Origin of the sequence: Enterococcus sp. BSD2780061688st2 D3 (assembly GCF_005844145.1) — a bacterium.
Classification (GTDB): domain Bacteria; phylum Bacillota; class Bacilli; order Lactobacillales; family Enterococcaceae; genus Enterococcus_B; species Enterococcus_B durans.
The window spans coordinates 131,297-147,543 of the sequence record NZ_SPHN01000006.1 but is presented as its reverse complement, the minus strand read 5'-3'; the positions used below and the strand labels follow the sequence as shown (position 1 = coordinate 147,543).

Sequence of the window (16,247 nt, the reverse complement as noted above, 5' to 3'; positions counted from 1 at the left end):
TTTTCCTACACTTTCTTAATTATGAAGTCACATACTTTAATAACTCTTTCCATTGTCGTACTATAGAATTTAATGAAAAAGTATTGCTTCTTAAAAGAGCTAGTTGAGCATATTCTGTTAAAATTTTCTCATTATTAACTAAATCAATCGTGTCTTTTATGAATCTTTTTTCTGAAAAATCTTTCACAAGATATCCAAACTTACCATTCTGAGTTATTTCCATTGCGCCTGTCGTTTCAAAAGTAACAACAGGTAATCCAAAATTCATTGCCTCAACAAGCGTTAATCCAAAACCTTCATATAATGCAGGTGAGACTAGAATTTTAGAATTTCTATAGTATATGGCTAATTCATCAGAATTTTTAGGTCCTAAGTAATTTATTTTTGATGGATATTTCATTTTAGAATACAAATATTGGAATTTTTCTATCTGTGATTTTGTCCCATCTCCTATTAGATTAACATTCCAATTATCTGGTAGTTTATCTGCCAATTTTATTAAAATATCTATTCCTTTGCTCTCTATATCAAGCCTTGAAACACACAAAATATTATTATTTCTTTCCGTATTTATACAGTCGTCGTTTTTTTCATAAATAATCGGATTATATATTTTCATTCCTTTGATATTTATTTTTGCTAAAGCAGCAATGTCATATTCAGTTAAGCATACAACAGCATCACTTTTTAAAAGACTATCCTTATAAAATTCTAAATATTTTATTCTCTCTTTCTTTTCCGTGTATATATTTACAGGTCCATGTATCCATACTATCACTTTTAAGCCAGGAAACTTTTTCTTTAATTTGGGAACCAAAAAAGTAAGATCGTATCTACATATTATGATAACATCTAGATGTTTAGACTGTATAAATTCTGAAATTGCCATATATTGTTTATTCATGTAATTAGCTAGATTTACACTTTTATTATTTAATGCTAGTTCAGTATATTTTTTTATATAAGTTGCATACTTTAAAATTTTAGTTTCTCTAATCTTATACCTAGAGACGGTAAGCTTATTTGAAGGTATTTTATAAAAATTTGAGCTATCTCCAGATGCACTTAAATAAAATGAATTGTTATCAAATTTCTCAATACCATTACCTATTAATGTAACTACTCTAGCAATGCCTCCCATTGGAAAACTATCAGATATAAATCCTACATTCATTTAATCAACTTCTTTCGAAAAATATTAATCAATGTAACGTATAAAAATCGCAGTTCAGGAGCTTTAAAATAGACTAATAGATATATAATAGTTCCCACAATAAAACTTGTTGTTGCATATAGTAGTATTCCTGTCAGATTAGAAGCGAATCTCCCCACAATCACAAAAAATATAATTGTTGTTGCGATTACCAATGTAATTAACTGCTTCGAGACAATTTTTATATAATTATAGATAGAAGAATGTAGTCCATATTTATACACTACGTAAGGTTCAATCCAACAAACAGTCAGTAAAGAAGATATTGTTGTAGCAAAAAGTACTCCATTAATACCTAATTTAAAAACTAACAAAAAGAAAAATGAAAATACGATATTAAGGATTGCCTCAATCACAGATTTCCATCTTTGTTGCCAAGCCAAACCAAATGCTTCGATGAAAACTATTGATGAGTTTCTCATCATCAATATTACAAAATTAAGGATAATTAAAAACACGGTCATCGATGATAATTTATATTTTGATCCCACCCAAAAATCAATAAATGGATTTATTGTAGCAATTAGTATTATACTTGAATAGTATGTTAAAGTGAAATTCACAAAGTTATGACGCTCAAATACTTTGATACTTAAATGATCATCTTTATCAACAGCAACGTTACCAATACTTGAAGTAATTGAGTTAGTTATTTGTCCGCAGAGCCCTCTTATGCTATTAACAATCAAAATATAATTTGAGTATATCCCTACCGTACTAATACCTACAAAGGAAGAAATAAAAATGTTGTCAGTACCACTAACCACTACGCCGCCAATTTTGGAAGATAAATTCCCTATTGTATTTCTTTTCAAAGTTTCCTTAGTTTCATTATCCAAAGAATAAGATTTGGATTTTTTTAAATACGGATAATATTTCTTTACCTTAAATGTCAATAGTACATTTGCTGTAATTGTACCTAATATTTGTATACATAAAAAAATTATATAATTTTGATAAAAGTATAGGCTTATAAATTGAAATATTGTAACAAAACAATTACATAAAAAATCATATACCACTGGAATATATGATTTTTGATCCGCAATAAGCAACGATCTGTTGTAAGTAAAAAAATAACTACTTACAGAATTTATTAAAAATAAGAAATATATCACATAAATATTTTTGATATATCTTGCATCACCAATCATATAGGGTAATAGAGGCACCAACATGATTCCTAATACTCCTATTGCTAAACCAATAAACGTGTATATTTTCTTATATAGATGCATTAACGAATTAATTTTACTCTCATCGCCTTTGGCAATTGGTGAGTATAGAGAATAGACTATTGAAGTACCAACTCCTAATTCAGCTAAAGACAACATAGATAAAATATTTGTAAATAATCCATTTAATCCGAGATATTCAGCTCCTAAAAAGTAAATAAATATACTTCTAGAAATAAATTTAATTAAAATGTTAAAAATATATATAGTCGCTGAAACACTCGAATTAATAAGAGAGTATTGCATTCTGCTTTTCTTTTTCAAAATATCCTCCTAATTAAATAAAGTACTAAAATATTTTACTATTTTTTTACTTTTAAATTTACTTAGTAAAAATGCTCCAACGTAGCAAAAACAAACGCACATCCAAAACGAAGGTTTTAAAATAAATACTGCCCATCTAAGCGTAGCATCTCGTGGTAAAAAGAAAAAACTTATCAAAGATGTTAATATAAATATATTAATAAATATTTTGTTTTTTCTAAAGTATACTATAAATAAAATAGTTAATACTCCAAAAATAAAACTAGAAATAATCACTCCAATATAGCCAAAATCCAGGTACGTTTCAAGTATAAAAGACGAACCAAATCCATTTCCTTTAAAGAAATCCTTCCATCTACTTACATAATCTAGATTATTGGCTAATTGATAACTAGCAATTCCTCGGTAATAATTATTCCCTTCATTCATGCTTCTCATTCCAAAAAGTTTTTGGCTTATTACACCATACTTTAATGCATCAAGAAAAGGTCCAAATGTATATAATTTTATTTCTGAAAATGGAAGTTTATCCATAAACTTATAGCCTATACTCAATGTGTCAAATGTTGTTCCTTGTTTATAAAAAAAATCAATAATAATAGAGAATATCCCCTTTGGAGCAGATTCTCCTGCACGCAGGTAATTCATTATTCCTAAGCCAAACAACCCAGGAGGGACCATGGCACCAATAATGATTCCTTCTTTTTTGCCAAACCAGCTTTCTTTTTTATCATAAAAACTTCTCATTATGACATACACCAAAGCAAAGAGAAAACTTAATACTAAGCTATTTCTACTTCCCATAAGAAATGTAGGAACAGTTGTTAAAACATACAATGCTAGCATAGTAATACTTCTTTTTTTTGTAGGAAATGTTGCTAAAAATATACATAAAGCAAATGTGCTAAACAATGAAAATCCCTTTATGAAAAAGGGTAAATGGGAAGTAAAACCAGCATGAAATTCGAGATAACTAGTTGATTTAGCATATAAATATTTTTCAATATTTATAAGTAAGGTAGACAATATAGAAATAATATAAAGGACACCTGAAGTGATTCGCAACAAATGAGTTTTTTCATCTTCGTGAGTATCTTGATTTATCAAGATTGACTTATTAATAACTTTCTTAGTAACAATAGTTGCTACTAATGATCCTATGAACAAAAAAAGTAGACTAAAGAAAACTCCTGTTAATGCAAAGTTGATATTATTGTAAGGAAAATACCAAAATTTACTTCCTCTAATTGTTGCTATCAATGGTCTACTTATTAAAAGAGTAAACATAGTTACATTAAGAAAAAAGAATATTACTCTCTTTTTTATATTATATAAAGAAAAAAACATATTGTTTAACCAGATGAATGTGATCCCAAATACCTGTAATTCATAGCTATTGTATAATTCTCCACTTAAAAATAGAATACATCCAGTAATAATTGTTATTAAACTTATAACATTTCTTATTGTCAAATGTTTTTTTAGCATCCTACTCACCTTCTTAATTTAAACTGTAATTTTGTCAATAATTTATAAATTCTCAAATCAACTAGTAAAAATAATCCTGCAATTCGTCTATTCAAGCTAAGTCTACTTTTAAAAAGTATAAAACTCATATTTTTTCTCAAAAAACTTACTATCTGCTTGACTTCTTTTTTATATTCTTTTTGCACATTAGACTTAATTATTAAATCCAAAACTGAATAGTAAGCCCAGCAGACTCTACTATGAGCATTTTCATATAACTCTGGAAATTTTTCTATAACTTTTTTTTCATTTTTAGTCCAAACTTTTATTATATTGAACATTTCAACCTTAAATTTCCCCTCAGTTGAACTATTACTGTTTCTAATATAAAAATATAATGGTGTACTCTCATAAATAACTTGATTTATTTCTAAAAAAATATCAATCATCAACTCTGAATCTTCGGCAAAGCTACTATTAGGATAATTTTTATTTTTGAATATATCTTTTTTAAATAGCTTTGTAACTGAATGTGTACCAAATGTCTTTCCGTCTAAAATATTCTTTAAGGCTTCAAATTGGGAGTAGATAATTTTATCTTTTCTTTCTTCATAATTATTTATTGAATAAGACCCATTTTCTTGATTATAAATATTTTCTAACTGGATTATGGATATATCCGCTTTAGACTCTAATAGATTTTTTAATAAGATATCAAACATTTCGATATCTATTAAATCATCACTGTCCACAAAACCAATATACGATCCTTTAGAAGCCTTTAAACCGGTGTTTCTTGCGCCTCCGGCCCCCATATTTTTTTGATTTATAAGAGTGAATCTAGAATCCTCTCTTACAAACTCATTACATATCTCTACACTATTATCTACTGAACCATCATTGACCAAAATTACTTCTATATTTTGATAAGTTTGATTTTTAATTGATAATAAACATCTTCTTAATGTTTTTTCAGAATTATATATAGGAACTATTATACTAATCATCTTATCTCCATTTATTACTATTATTTTTTTTCACAAGATATGAATATAATCTGTTTGAAAAGAGTAAAGTAAAAAAGCTAATTTTTCTATTAAACGTAAAATTTTTGCTTTTAATAATCTTAAAAAAATTTTTATTTAATGTTAGCTTTATCTCTTTATAATATCTATCTTCTTCTGGTGTTCTTTTTACTAATGCTAATTTATCAATAACGAAGAAATTTGCCCATATTACTCTTGCGTGTGCATCACTAACTAAAATTGGAATGTTCTTCTTTATCAAATTATAATTATATTCCCATGCTGTTATGGTATCTATATCTTTAACGCTAAATTTAGCAGATGTAATGCTCTCTTTTCGGTGTATATAATGATACTTAAGTTTAGTAGCTACACCTACTTTATTTACTAATAGTAAAAGTTCAATGATAACAAAGGCATCTTCAGCTATAACATCTTTAGGAAATCTGATATGTTGGAACAATTCTTTTTTATATAACTTGTTCCAAACATTTGCGGTTAATTTTCTTCCTTTGAGAATCTCTTCAATAGCTTGAGTACTATCTATGACAGTAAAACTCTCTATATCCTTATCAATATTTAATATACAATCACCATATTCATCATAATAACCGACAATTGCCATATCGACATCTTCTACACTAAAAGCGTTATACAAAATCTCATACATATCTTTATCAATGAAGTCATCACTATCAACAAATCCTAAATATTTTCCTTTAGCTATTTCAATTCCTGCATTACGAGCATCACTTAATCCACCATTTTCTTTATGAATAACTCGCACTCGACTATCTAATTTTGCATACTCATCACAAATTGCTCCACTATTATCTGGAGAACCATCATCTACTAATATTACTTCAAAATCCGTAAATGTTTGGGCTAAAATAGAATCTACACATTTTCTTAAATACTGTTCTACGTTATATATGGGAACTATTATACTAATCTCACACATTTATATCTCATCCTTAACTAATTGTACTGTATGGATCAAAGATTCATCTAATGAAAATAATGGCTGCCAACCGCTATTGATAATTTTTTGATTGTCTAAAATAGCTGTATTCGCCTTAGAAAAACCTTTGCTTTCGATCTCATCCGGTAATTCAAAACGTACTTCTTTATTTCCAATATCTGCTAATTTTTTGGCAAGATCTTTAAGATGCAAATCAAAATTTTCATCTGCGATATTATACGCTTCGCCACTTTCTCCATGAAGTAACAAATGAAGAATTGCAGAAACAGCATCACCTACATAAATGTACGAAAAATACTGGTTTCCTTCACTTTTTAAGATAATATCTTCACCGTTTACTGCATTCAAGATGAATTGAGAAGATGCTTTCGAATCGGATAACAACATCGTTGGTCCAAAGGTTCGACATAATCTCGGAATAACGATGTCCAAATGATGTTTTGCGATATAAGCTTGACAAAGAGATTCACTTACCCGTTTGCCTTCTGGATAGCCAGCTCGTAACGTATTGCAATCGATATAGCCACAATAATCTTCAGTAAATTTTTCAACATCTCCACGATTTTCACCATATATTTCGACAGTTGAAAGAAAAAGAACTCTGCTTGCTTTCGTAGCCACAGCATGTTTCAAGACTTGTTCAGTTCCAGCAAGATTGGTCATAATTGTTCCAATAGGATCAGTTGCATAGGCTTTTGGATGGGTGTTACTAGCACCATGAATAATATAATCAGCAGTAATTGATGATGGGAATGGCTGCGTAACATCTCCTTCAATTATTTCAAAGTTACGATCATTGATATAGGATTGGAATCGTTTTTCCAACTTATTGCGGTTTCTGCCCATAGCGTATACTTTGATATTGGTTTCTAAATATTCGTTTGCCACCATCAAAACATCAACTAGAAATGAACCAATCATTCCTGAAGCTCCAATCATCAATAGCGATTTTCCATCTAAGCTTTTTAAATCTTTCGTGTACTTAATCACCTTCATTAAGTCATTACGATATATCGTATTCTCATTTAAAGCCATGCTCATCACCTAGTCTTTCATTTTTAAATATGCTTTGAACAATTCTAAATCGTCTGTTGTCGTTAACTTAATATTTTTATCAGAACCCGCAGCAAAATAGAGAGTTTCACCAAGATCAACCATCATTGTGTTTGTATAAGATGAGTCTGTCATCCCAATATTTTCTTTGATTGCACGATTGTAAGCAGATAACAACTTGCCATATTGGTAAGCTTGGGGTGTTGAAACACGTCGTAACGTATTGCGGTCAACATACTGTTCCGTTGTTTCTTCTGTTTTTTTGATAAATATTTGTTCATTATATGGTAAAGAAGTCACACCATTTCCATATTCTTTACATTTGACAATCACATCAGATAATACTAACTCATCTACTAATGGACGAATACCATCGTGAATGATAATTGTGTCATCATCCTCAGAATAGTCTTTTAAGAACTGCACGCCATTATTGATTGATTCTTGTCCTTTAGATCCACCGGTGATCACCCATTGTACTTTACTAATGTTAAACTCTTTGATGTAAGCCCACATAGTTTCTTCCCAGCCTGATTTGCAAACAACTAATATGCGATCAATTTGTGGATGATGTTGGAATGATTCCAAAGTATAAATAATGATTGGTTTTCCATCAATTGTAATAAATTGCTTTGGGATATCTTGCCCCATTCTTTTGCCAACTCCACCGGCAATTATAATAGCTGTGATCATTTTTCTTCCGCTCCTTCAGTAAGATAGTATTTCCCTCTATACTCTTTGTAACAGCAATCTGGATCAATATAAATCGAATCGTGAATTGTTTTCTGATTTTCTTTGGATGGTCTTTCCATATAATTACCAAAAGCGGTTTTTAAATAACGATCATAACCAACTGGAATGGGCATTTCGGTATTTTCAAACGGCACAAACTTTGCAATTGAAAAGTCCTCTGCATAATAAATGTTTCCCATATATTTAGGTCCAACACATAATTCTGTTACATACTTAGTTGGTTTTTTATTATACTTAGTCATTTGTCGTTCTGCAAAAGACCAAATATAGTAACGGATATTTTGTTTCTTGAAAATACTTAACAATATTTTCCCACCTGTAGCCATGATCCCACCATGGTTTTCTGGAACTACTTGAGAACAAAATAGAGCGTATACTAGAGCCCACATTTTTTGTATTTTTCTACTGAATTTAGAATCTGGGGCAACGTCTAAAGGAAAGATATCAATCGTTATTCCATGTACAATATCAAGATCTTTTTGATAAGTTTTAATAAAGGTAGTATCCGCATCTCGAATCGTTGTAAAAGAATTATGATCATTATAATTTTTAGAAGCTTTTTGAATTGGATATTTCTTATTTATCTCTGATTCATACCAAAGCTTATAAAATTTTTCATAATCTTGTCTTGGCATAAAAAAATCAAGATCATCGTCCCAAGGAATAAATCCCTTTTCTCTCACTGCTCCAATTGCACCGCCACCACAGAAATAGCAAATAAGCTGTTTTTTCTTACAGAAATCAACAATTTCTTGAGCCATTTTTAAAGTAATTTTTTGTAATTTCTCCATTTTAGGATCACTACTATACAAGTAAACATCCCCCTATTTTCTCAATTGTGACTGATAAATTTTCCCTCTTAACTTATTAGGCAATAAACACACTAGACTATGTGCACATGATACAAATAAAAAATCCTTTACCGTACCTAGGCCGGCTCTCCAGACATGATAACGTCCTTTTAATCCTGGCATAAGATATTTTATACCTCCACGTCTTGCATACATGTCTGCACCAGCTCTAGCATAAACTAAAGGTTCTTGCACGTTATACCCTTGGAATCCTGCTTTCAAAAGTCTTACCCATAAGTAATAGTCTTCAAATCCAATCAATGGCTGATAATTACCAACACTTAATATAGCATTCTTATCAAACATCACAGTCATATGGTTAAACGGATTCCTTTTTTTCGAAAATTTGCGTATTTCATCGTTATATTCTGGAACAATTCTTTTTCCGATTATGTGTTCCTTGTTATTAACGAATTCATCGATATTACTTCCAACAATAGCAATCTCTGGACGTTGTTCAAATATAGCAAGTTGTTTTTCCAAACGGTTTTCAGCCATGATATCATCCGTATCCATCCTAGCAACCAGTTGATTCGACGTATGTTCTAGACCTTTAGCTAGAGCCACTCCCAAACCTTGATTCTGTTCTAATTTAACTAATTTAAATTTATCAGGGTATTTCTTTTCAAATGTTTCTACCACTATTTCTAATTTTTTATTGATTGGCCCATCATAAACTAACACAATTTCATCAGGTAAAATTGTCTGTCTAAAAATACTAGCGAGCGCTTCTCGTAAATATTCCGGCTTTTCTTTATCATACAAAGAAAGCAACATACTGATATTTTTATTTTTCAAATTTCTCCCTGCTTTCTTCTCAAATATTTTTTAGCGAAAGATTTTTTCATTTGGAAAATCAATTTCTGCCAATGAGATCACATTTTCGTCATCTTCTAGTCCTTGAGAGGACATTTTATCAAACAAGATCTTGATAGTTTGTAATAAGATCTTTAAGTCAAGCATCAATGAATATTTTTTAATATAAAGCAAGTCAAAACGCAATTTACTGTTGTAATCAGAGACATATTTCCCATAGACTTGTGCATACCCGGTGATACCGGCACGAACATTGTGTCGTAAGTAATAATAAGGATTTTCTGCATTGAACTGATCGACGAAGAAAGGACGTTCAGGACGTGGTCCTACGATCGACATATCCCCTTTAAGCACATTGAAGATTTGTGGCAATTCATCAAAGCGGACAGCTCGAATAAATTTGCCTACAGGTGTTACTCGTGCATCGTTGCTTTTAGCTAAAACTGGCCCGGACTTTGCCTCTGCTGTTGCGGTCATCGAGCGGAATTTATAAATCGAAAATTCCTTTTGATTTTTTGTGATTCGCACTTGTTTATAGATGATTGGTCCAGGTGATGTCACTTTGACTAAGATTGCTGTGAATATCATAAATGGTGAAGCAATAACTAGTAAAACAAGTGAAACGATGATATCGAATAAACGCTTGAATAGTTCATATTCTGGTTGGATCCTAAACCCAGATGCTTCAATGATACTTTCATCTTCGAAATTCATAATATTCGGATTAATCATCGTCAAGTTTTCAAATGTTGTATTCAAAAATAATTTTTTTTCATTTTTAGTAACTAATTGATAGATTTTGATTTTTTCGGATTCTTTGATATGAGAAGCAAGATAGACAATGTCGATGTCTTCAATCATATTTTTGATGTTTTCGTAATAGTTATCAAGAATGACTGCTTCGACTTTATGTTTATTGTTTTTCTTTGAACCAAAATTTTGGATCGCTGGTGCGACATCTTTTTCTAGCCCAATGATGACGACCTTTTTATCTCGACTTACTCGTAAATAAAGTTTATAGACAAGAATACGGTAGATACTTAAGAAAATCGTACCGAGGATAAACGAGAGTAAGATAACAATACGTGGAAAAGCAAACCAACGGCCCGCAAAAGTCACTACCATGATTCCTAGTGTCATCAATACCTGACCGATGACTGTGACAAACACGATGTCACTGACCATTCGATTATAAAAAACATATGCACCCAACAAAATGTTCAACGCAATAAAAATCACTGAAATAATAAATGCTGAGTGTTGGAAAGTTTCGAAATTTCGTAATGGCACCTCTCCACGAAATTTCAGTAAGAAACTACTATATATTGCTACATTGTATACAATAACATCCATTAATATAATGAATATCCGTCGTGCAGCACTCCATTCTCCATTTTTATTCATATATACACTCCTAATCACAAAATAATACCTCTATTATCTTACCATAGCGACCTTTAAAAACCTAGTTTATAAGCAAATTGTAATGGAAATTAAAAAAAACAGCTTTTGCTTTTTTAACGACTTACAACTTGTATGCATTAATATTTGCCCACGTAAAAAGCCGTTATGTGTAATGACTTAGCAACATAACGGCTTTTTATTGATGGATTAATCAGGGCGCAGCGAAAAGTCTCCGATTCCTTCTTTTGTTAAATTATCATTGTAAAATGGATCATGCGCAATATAGATTGGCCATTTGTCTTGCATTTTTTTGATTTCACCAGCAAATCTTTTTTGCTTTTCAGGGGTATCTTCATAACCTCTAGATTTTGATTCAAAGTGATAAAGTTCTACTTGGTGTGCATAAACGTTGTATCTGCCTAGTTCATATATTTTCAAACATAGATCGACATCATTGAATGCCACTTCTAATGTTTCATCAAATCCATTGACAGCTTTAAAATCAACTGTTTTAACCATCATACAAGCAGCAGTAACTGCTAGATAATTTACATCGATGACTAACCGTCCAAAATAACCGCAGTGGGTCCGATCATAATTATTCAATGCATGTCCTGCAACGCCACCAATCCCGACTAGCACTCCTGCATGTTGAGTCGTATCATCTGGATAATATAATTTCGCTCCAACACAGCCGATACGATCGAATTGAGCATAGGAGACCATTGTCGTCATCCAATTTGGTTCAATGACTTCGGTATCATTATTTAAAAATAAGAGATACTTTCCACTTGCTTTTTCGGCAGCTAAATTGTTGATTCGAGAATAATTGAAAGGAATATCGATCAATTCTACGATAAACCGTTCATGCAATTGCTTTTTATATTCGGCGAACAGCTCTTGCATCTTAGGGTCTGTGCTTCCATTATCTGCAATAATTATCTCATAATTTGGATAACTTGTTTTTTCAATAATCGAGTCCACACATAGTTTCAAATCATCATACCCATTTTTAGTTGGGATAATGACACTGACCAACTCTTCTTGCACTACATCATAAGTGACTTCATAAAAACCTGAAATCAAACCTGGACGAACTGTCCCTTTGATTCCTCTTCTATTTAATGCATCAGTTAAGGCTTTCACGCCAGAATCATAGATATAACTTTTTGCTTCACCGCTGCTGGCTGTTGAACCTGGAATCGTTCGCCAGTGATAAAGTACTTTATCAATATGATAAATATGGTCTGCTGGGATCTGTTCTGTTACTCGTAAGACTAAATCATAATCTTGTGACCCTTCATAGCCTTTTCTGAACCCACCAAGTGACTTGACGATACTGGATCGGTAAACGCCTAAATGTGAAATGTAATTATTTCCCATCAGAGTATCTGGTGACCAATCTGCTTTGAAATGTGGATCGAAACGATTCCCCTCAGCATCGATCTTATCTTCGTCGCTGTAGATCACATCAAGTTCAGGTCGTTCATTTAAAACTTTCACTACTTCAAAAAGTGCATGGGGTGGTAATTCGTCATCATTGTCTAGCAATGCAATGAATTCACCTGTTGCGATTTCTAACGCAGAATTGGTTGCTAAACTGATATGCCCATTTTCTTTTCGAAAAACAACTTTGATCCGTGGCTCTTTTTTCTCATAAGCTTCTAAACATTTCTTGATTTTTGGATCCGTGGATGCGTCATCACTGATACACAATTCCCAGTTGTCATAAGTTTGATTCAACACAGAATCGATACACTTTTCCAACCATTTGATTTCTACATTATAAACGGGCATCGCTATTGAAATCAGCGGGCGATAATCAAATTGTTTGGACTGCTCTCGTTGACTTTTCAAATCGATATTTTCGTGGCGAGTGATCCACTCTGCATAATCGATTGAACCTGGTTTTAGTTCTAGTTTTACTCGGCGAATTGCTTTTTTTACACCATGTGTTCGGGCGTAATTGATGCCTTTTTTCAATAACCGTTTTTTCTTTTCCCAACCTGTTTCTAGTCCATCATCATAAGGGTAACGACTATTTAGTTTCACAGCGATTCCATTTTGATGTTTCTTGGTCTGGAAGTCTAAGATTGCTCTGCCTTTTAATCGTCCAGATAAGCGGATCGAAAAACCGCTTGGTGTTTTCACATCTAAGTTGTATAAATGATTGATATCGAGTCGAACGACATTTGTTACCTCTGCGATAACATTTTCTTTATCTACTTTGATATGAGGGATCTCTTTTGTAACCTCATCGACTGCCCAACCGACGATCAGCAAATCGCCCGTTGCTCGTTCACGGGTGATTTTATCAATAAATACGGCAATTTCTTTTTTTTGCACTATCTTCCGTTCTCCTTTATCTTTCTTGAATAAATGTGATCAGATTTCAACAAACCATGTTTGCCCATTCTCAGCTGTCAACTCGACCATAAATGAGCGTTGGTCTTGCTCACTTAGTATCTGTAACTCAAAACCAGCTTTCATTCCTGCTGGGAGTTGTTCTGCCTGATTGACTTCAGGACGTTCAACCTGTAACACATTAAAATAAGGAGATTGGTTTTCTGACAAATGATACGCTAACGGTTTACGATCACTATTCGAAATCCCCCATCCTATGATCGTCAATAGTTTCGTTTCAGGATTCCATGATCGACTATCGACACATAAAGAAATTTCTTTTGCTTGGATTTTCTTTGGTGTTTCTCTTAGTCGTTTCCCACGTGATTTGATTGTGAACTCTTGTTCATCCAATAATGAATAATAACGAGTAGTTGTTGTTTGCAAGTAATGATCTAATGTCGTCTTATCGCTTCTTAATTGCTGGTTTTCTTTTTCAAGCATATCGATTCTTGCTTCAAGTTGCTGTTGGTTTGCTGCTAATGGTTTGATCGTAGCTAGCAATTCTTCCATCGTTTTAGTTAGTTCACCAATGAATCGATAATGGCAATGAACCGTTATCTCTTTCCCAGCAATATTAGAAAGAAGAAACATTGGTCGTTCTTTTCCATCAAATAAGTAGCAATCACTTGGTGTGCGTATCACCGCATTTGTTTGAAGATACTCGCTTTTCTCCCCAGAAATCTCCACTTGAAATTCAATGGTACTTGGTTGTTCCTCAAACAAGAAGGAAACAGTTTCTACATCTTCTGGGATAGAAAAAGAAAGTACTTGGTTTTCACCGGTATGATTGTTGAATGGAATCGTTTGACTCGTTTCTTGACTGTCAGTTTTTTGTTTCATGTCCATTAGTCGTACATAATTTGAATTTTGCGGTTCAGAAACTTTGTTCTTTTCCACCGGATGTTTCATCAACGAAAAGAAATACTGATAAACTTCTCCGAATGGGCGCATTTTGAAATCATAACGGACCGCTTCAGGTAATTCTTCATACGTTGATTTTAACTCTGTATCTCCTACTGCTAAATAAAGGTAATCCTCGATATTGACATATAGCCCAGCTTTTTCAAAAACTTTTTGGAAGCCATCATGCGTATAAAAAGAATTGTGTGTTTCATCTAACAAACCGTAAGAAGCCCAAGGTAGTTCATTATTGAAGAGGTGGATCATCACTGAATTATGAACGAGATTTGGAAATGTGATGAGGATCTCACCGTCTTCATTTAAGAATTCTCTGACCTTTTTCAAGGTTGCTCCTGGATTGACTAAATGTTCTAAAACATCTGCAAATAAGATATAGTCAAATGTTTGACCAGCATAGTAATTCGCCCATTCAAAACTTTCGATATCGCCATAGAAGCCATCTTGTGAAAACTCATTGACAAAATCAAACAATTCTTTGTCTAGTTCCACGATACTTACTTGACAATTTTTTGCGCCGATCAAATGTTTCGTCAATCGGCCATTACCTGGGCCAAATTCCAATACTTTACTTCCAGGTTTGATTTGAGCAGCAATTTTACCTACACTACTTTGCTCGTCTAAATCCATCTCAAAATCATATTTCATCGCTCTGATTACCTTCTTCCCATTTATGGTCCAAGATCACGATTCCTTCACCGATATACGAACCATTGACAAATAGATTCATATATTTTGTTTTGTAGACTAAAGGAACAGTGGCATTTTCTTCAAAGACCGCTACATCAAAATAATACTCGCCAGCCAATAGGCCAAGTTTGTTGTATTCTAAATAAAAAACATTCTTCCCTTTCTTCCAAGGGATCTTGATTCCATCAAGCAACGTGTTTAATCCACAAACATAAAAATTATCTACTGTTCGTAACGCAATCCCCAACACTGGATTTTTGATCGTTTCTTCTTTTACTTCGTAAGTTACTTTGACGTAAAGTGTTTCTCCTTGTTGAAGGACATCGATCGGCTTTTTGTCTTTATCTAATAGTTCAGCGCTCAGCACATCAACAATATCTGGAGCAGCAAAACGTTCTACTTGGTTTTTGTTTCGGTCAACTGTCTTGACTGATTTTTTCTTCAAGAAATTCTCATAATTCGTGGTAACATCCATTGTATCGCCGTATTCCACGACTTCTCCATTTTTCAACCAATAAGAACGATCACAGAATCGGCGGATTGAACTGATGTCATGAGAAACGAATAAAATTGTCTTACCTGAATTTTTGATTTCAGTAAATTTTTCCATACACTTCAATTGGAACTCCAAGTCACCAACAGCTAATGCTTCATCCACGATCAAAATATCTGGATTGACATTGATAGCAACCGCAAAAGCTAAACGTACGAACATCCCACTTGAGTATGTTTTTACTGGCTGATAAATATGGTCACCGATATCGGCAAATTCAATGATATCATCAACCATCCCGTCGATCTCATCACGAGAAAAGCCTAAGACCATTCCATTTAAATAGATATTTTCATAGCCAGAATACTCTGGATTGAATCCTGAACCTAATTCTAGCAAAGCAGAGATTTTTCCTTCAATCTCCATTGTGCCTGAAGTCGGAGTCAATACCCCGGTGATGATTTTAAGCATCGTTGATTTTCCTGATCCGTTTTCTCCAACAAATCCGATCATCTCACCTTTTTTTATTTCAACATTGATATTTTTCAATGCATAAAAAACATCATGATAAGATTTTTTAAAGGGATTCAACGCTTCACGAAAACGATCTGAAGGTTTTGCATACATATTATAAGATTTTGTAATATTGTTTAATTTAATCGCATACTCTGTCATGT

Annotated in this window: 13 protein-coding genes; all 13 read right to left on the bottom strand. The window is 32.5% G+C overall.

Annotated features, from left to right (window positions below):
- Positions 1–19: 19 nt before the first annotated feature.
- The 13 genes from FGQ66_RS06970 to FGQ66_RS06910 all read right to left on the bottom strand — a co-directional run bounded on the left by FGQ66_RS06970 (position 20) and on the right by FGQ66_RS06910 (position 16,245).
- Positions 20–1,174 (bottom strand): glycosyltransferase, encoded by a 1,155-nt coding sequence (locus tag FGQ66_RS06970; RefSeq protein ID WP_138302045.1) that lies wholly within the window; start codon positions 1,172–1,174, stop codon positions 20–22.
- On the bottom strand, positions 1,171–2,712 hold the full coding sequence (locus FGQ66_RS06965) for a lipopolysaccharide biosynthesis protein (RefSeq protein WP_095443781.1): 1,542 nt from the start codon (positions 2,710–2,712) through the stop codon (positions 1,171–1,173). Before FGQ66_RS06965 ends, FGQ66_RS06970 begins: the two co-directional genes overlap by 4 nt.
- Positions 2,713–2,721: 9 nt before the next feature.
- Positions 2,722–4,200 carry an O-antigen polysaccharide polymerase Wzy family protein gene (locus tag FGQ66_RS06960; RefSeq protein ID WP_095443780.1) on the bottom strand — a complete coding sequence of 493 codons (1,479 nt, stop codon included), beginning with the start codon at positions 4,198–4,200 and terminating at the stop codon, positions 2,722–2,724.
- A gap of 5 nt (positions 4,201–4,205) precedes the next feature.
- On the bottom strand, positions 4,206–5,186 hold the full coding sequence (locus FGQ66_RS06955; protein ID WP_081133864.1) for a glycosyltransferase family 2 protein: 981 nt from the start codon (positions 5,184–5,186) through the stop codon (positions 4,206–4,208).
- 1 nt (position 5,187) lies between these two features.
- Positions 5,188–6,165: a glycosyltransferase gene (locus FGQ66_RS06950; RefSeq protein WP_081133865.1), complete on the bottom strand. Its 978-nt coding sequence runs from the start codon at positions 6,163–6,165 to the stop codon at positions 5,188–5,190.
- Positions 6,166–7,221, bottom strand: coding sequence for an NAD-dependent epimerase/dehydratase family protein (locus tag FGQ66_RS06945; RefSeq protein ID WP_081133866.1), 1,056 nt, complete (start codon positions 7,219–7,221; stop codon positions 6,166–6,168).
- 9 nt (positions 7,222–7,230) lie between these two features.
- Entirely contained in the window at positions 7,231–7,932 is a 702-nt protein-coding gene (locus FGQ66_RS06940) for an IspD/TarI family cytidylyltransferase (protein WP_005880956.1), read from the bottom strand.
- A complete protein-coding gene (locus tag FGQ66_RS06935; protein ID WP_095444042.1) occupies positions 7,929–8,783 on the bottom strand; it encodes a LicD family protein in 855 nt (284 codons plus the stop codon). Before FGQ66_RS06935 ends, FGQ66_RS06940 begins: the two co-directional genes overlap by 4 nt.
- Before the next feature lie 33 nt (positions 8,784–8,816).
- A complete protein-coding gene (locus FGQ66_RS06930) occupies positions 8,817–9,620 on the bottom strand; it encodes a glycosyltransferase (protein WP_081134018.1) in 804 nt (267 codons plus the stop codon).
- 51 nt (positions 9,621–9,671) lie between these two features.
- Entirely contained in the window at positions 9,672–11,063 is a 1,392-nt protein-coding gene (locus FGQ66_RS06925) for a sugar transferase (RefSeq protein ID WP_081133867.1), read from the bottom strand.
- Between the two features lie 207 nt (positions 11,064–11,270).
- Positions 11,271–13,409 carry a glycosyltransferase family 2 protein gene (locus FGQ66_RS06920; RefSeq protein ID WP_081133868.1) on the bottom strand — a complete coding sequence of 713 codons (2,139 nt, stop codon included), beginning with the start codon at positions 13,407–13,409 and terminating at the stop codon, positions 11,271–11,273.
- 39 nt (positions 13,410–13,448) lie between these two features.
- The gene (locus FGQ66_RS06915) at positions 13,449–15,035 is read right to left on the bottom strand and encodes a class I SAM-dependent methyltransferase (protein WP_138302044.1); all 1,587 of its coding nucleotides are present in this window, start codon (positions 15,033–15,035) and stop codon (positions 13,449–13,451) included.
- Entirely contained in the window at positions 15,025–16,245 is a 1,221-nt protein-coding gene (locus FGQ66_RS06910; protein WP_053111845.1) for an ABC transporter ATP-binding protein, read from the bottom strand. Before FGQ66_RS06910 ends, FGQ66_RS06915 begins: the two co-directional genes overlap by 11 nt.
- Between the last annotated feature and the right edge of the window lie 2 nt (positions 16,246–16,247).

What these genes read in the sequence shown, in the direction of transcription:
- FGQ66_RS06970 (WP_138302045.1), bottom strand. Translation starts at nt 1,174, where the DNA reads ATGAATGTAGGATTTATATCTGATAGTTTTCCAATGGGAGGCATTGCT.
- FGQ66_RS06960 (WP_095443780.1), bottom strand. Translation starts at nt 4,200, where the DNA reads ATGCTAAAAAAACATTTGACAATAAGAAATGTTATAAGTTTAATAACA.
- FGQ66_RS06955 (WP_081133864.1), bottom strand. Translation starts at nt 5,186, where the DNA reads ATGATTAGTATAATAGTTCCTATATATAATTCTGAAAAAACATTAAGA.
- FGQ66_RS06950 (WP_081133865.1), bottom strand. Translation starts at nt 6,165, where the DNA reads ATGTGTGAGATTAGTATAATAGTTCCCATATATAACGTAGAACAGTAT.
- FGQ66_RS06945 (WP_081133866.1), bottom strand. Translation starts at nt 7,221, where the DNA reads ATGGCTTTAAATGAGAATACGATATATCGTAATGACTTAATGAAGGTG.
- FGQ66_RS06940 (WP_005880956.1), bottom strand. Translation starts at nt 7,932, where the DNA reads ATGATCACAGCTATTATAATTGCCGGTGGAGTTGGCAAAAGAATGGGG.
- FGQ66_RS06935 (WP_095444042.1), bottom strand. Translation starts at nt 8,783, where the DNA reads ATGGAGAAATTACAAAAAATTACTTTAAAAATGGCTCAAGAAATTGTT.
- FGQ66_RS06930 (WP_081134018.1), bottom strand. Translation starts at nt 9,620, where the DNA reads ATGTTGCTTTCTTTGTATGATAAAGAAAAGCCGGAATATTTACGAGAA.
- FGQ66_RS06925 (WP_081133867.1), bottom strand. Translation starts at nt 11,063, where the DNA reads ATGAATAAAAATGGAGAATGGAGTGCTGCACGACGGATATTCATTATA.
- FGQ66_RS06915 (WP_138302044.1), bottom strand. Translation starts at nt 15,035, where the DNA reads ATGAAATATGATTTTGAGATGGATTTAGACGAGCAAAGTAGTGTAGGT.
- FGQ66_RS06910 (WP_053111845.1), bottom strand. Translation starts at nt 16,245, where the DNA reads ATGACAGAGTATGCGATTAAATTAAACAATATTACAAAATCTTATAAT.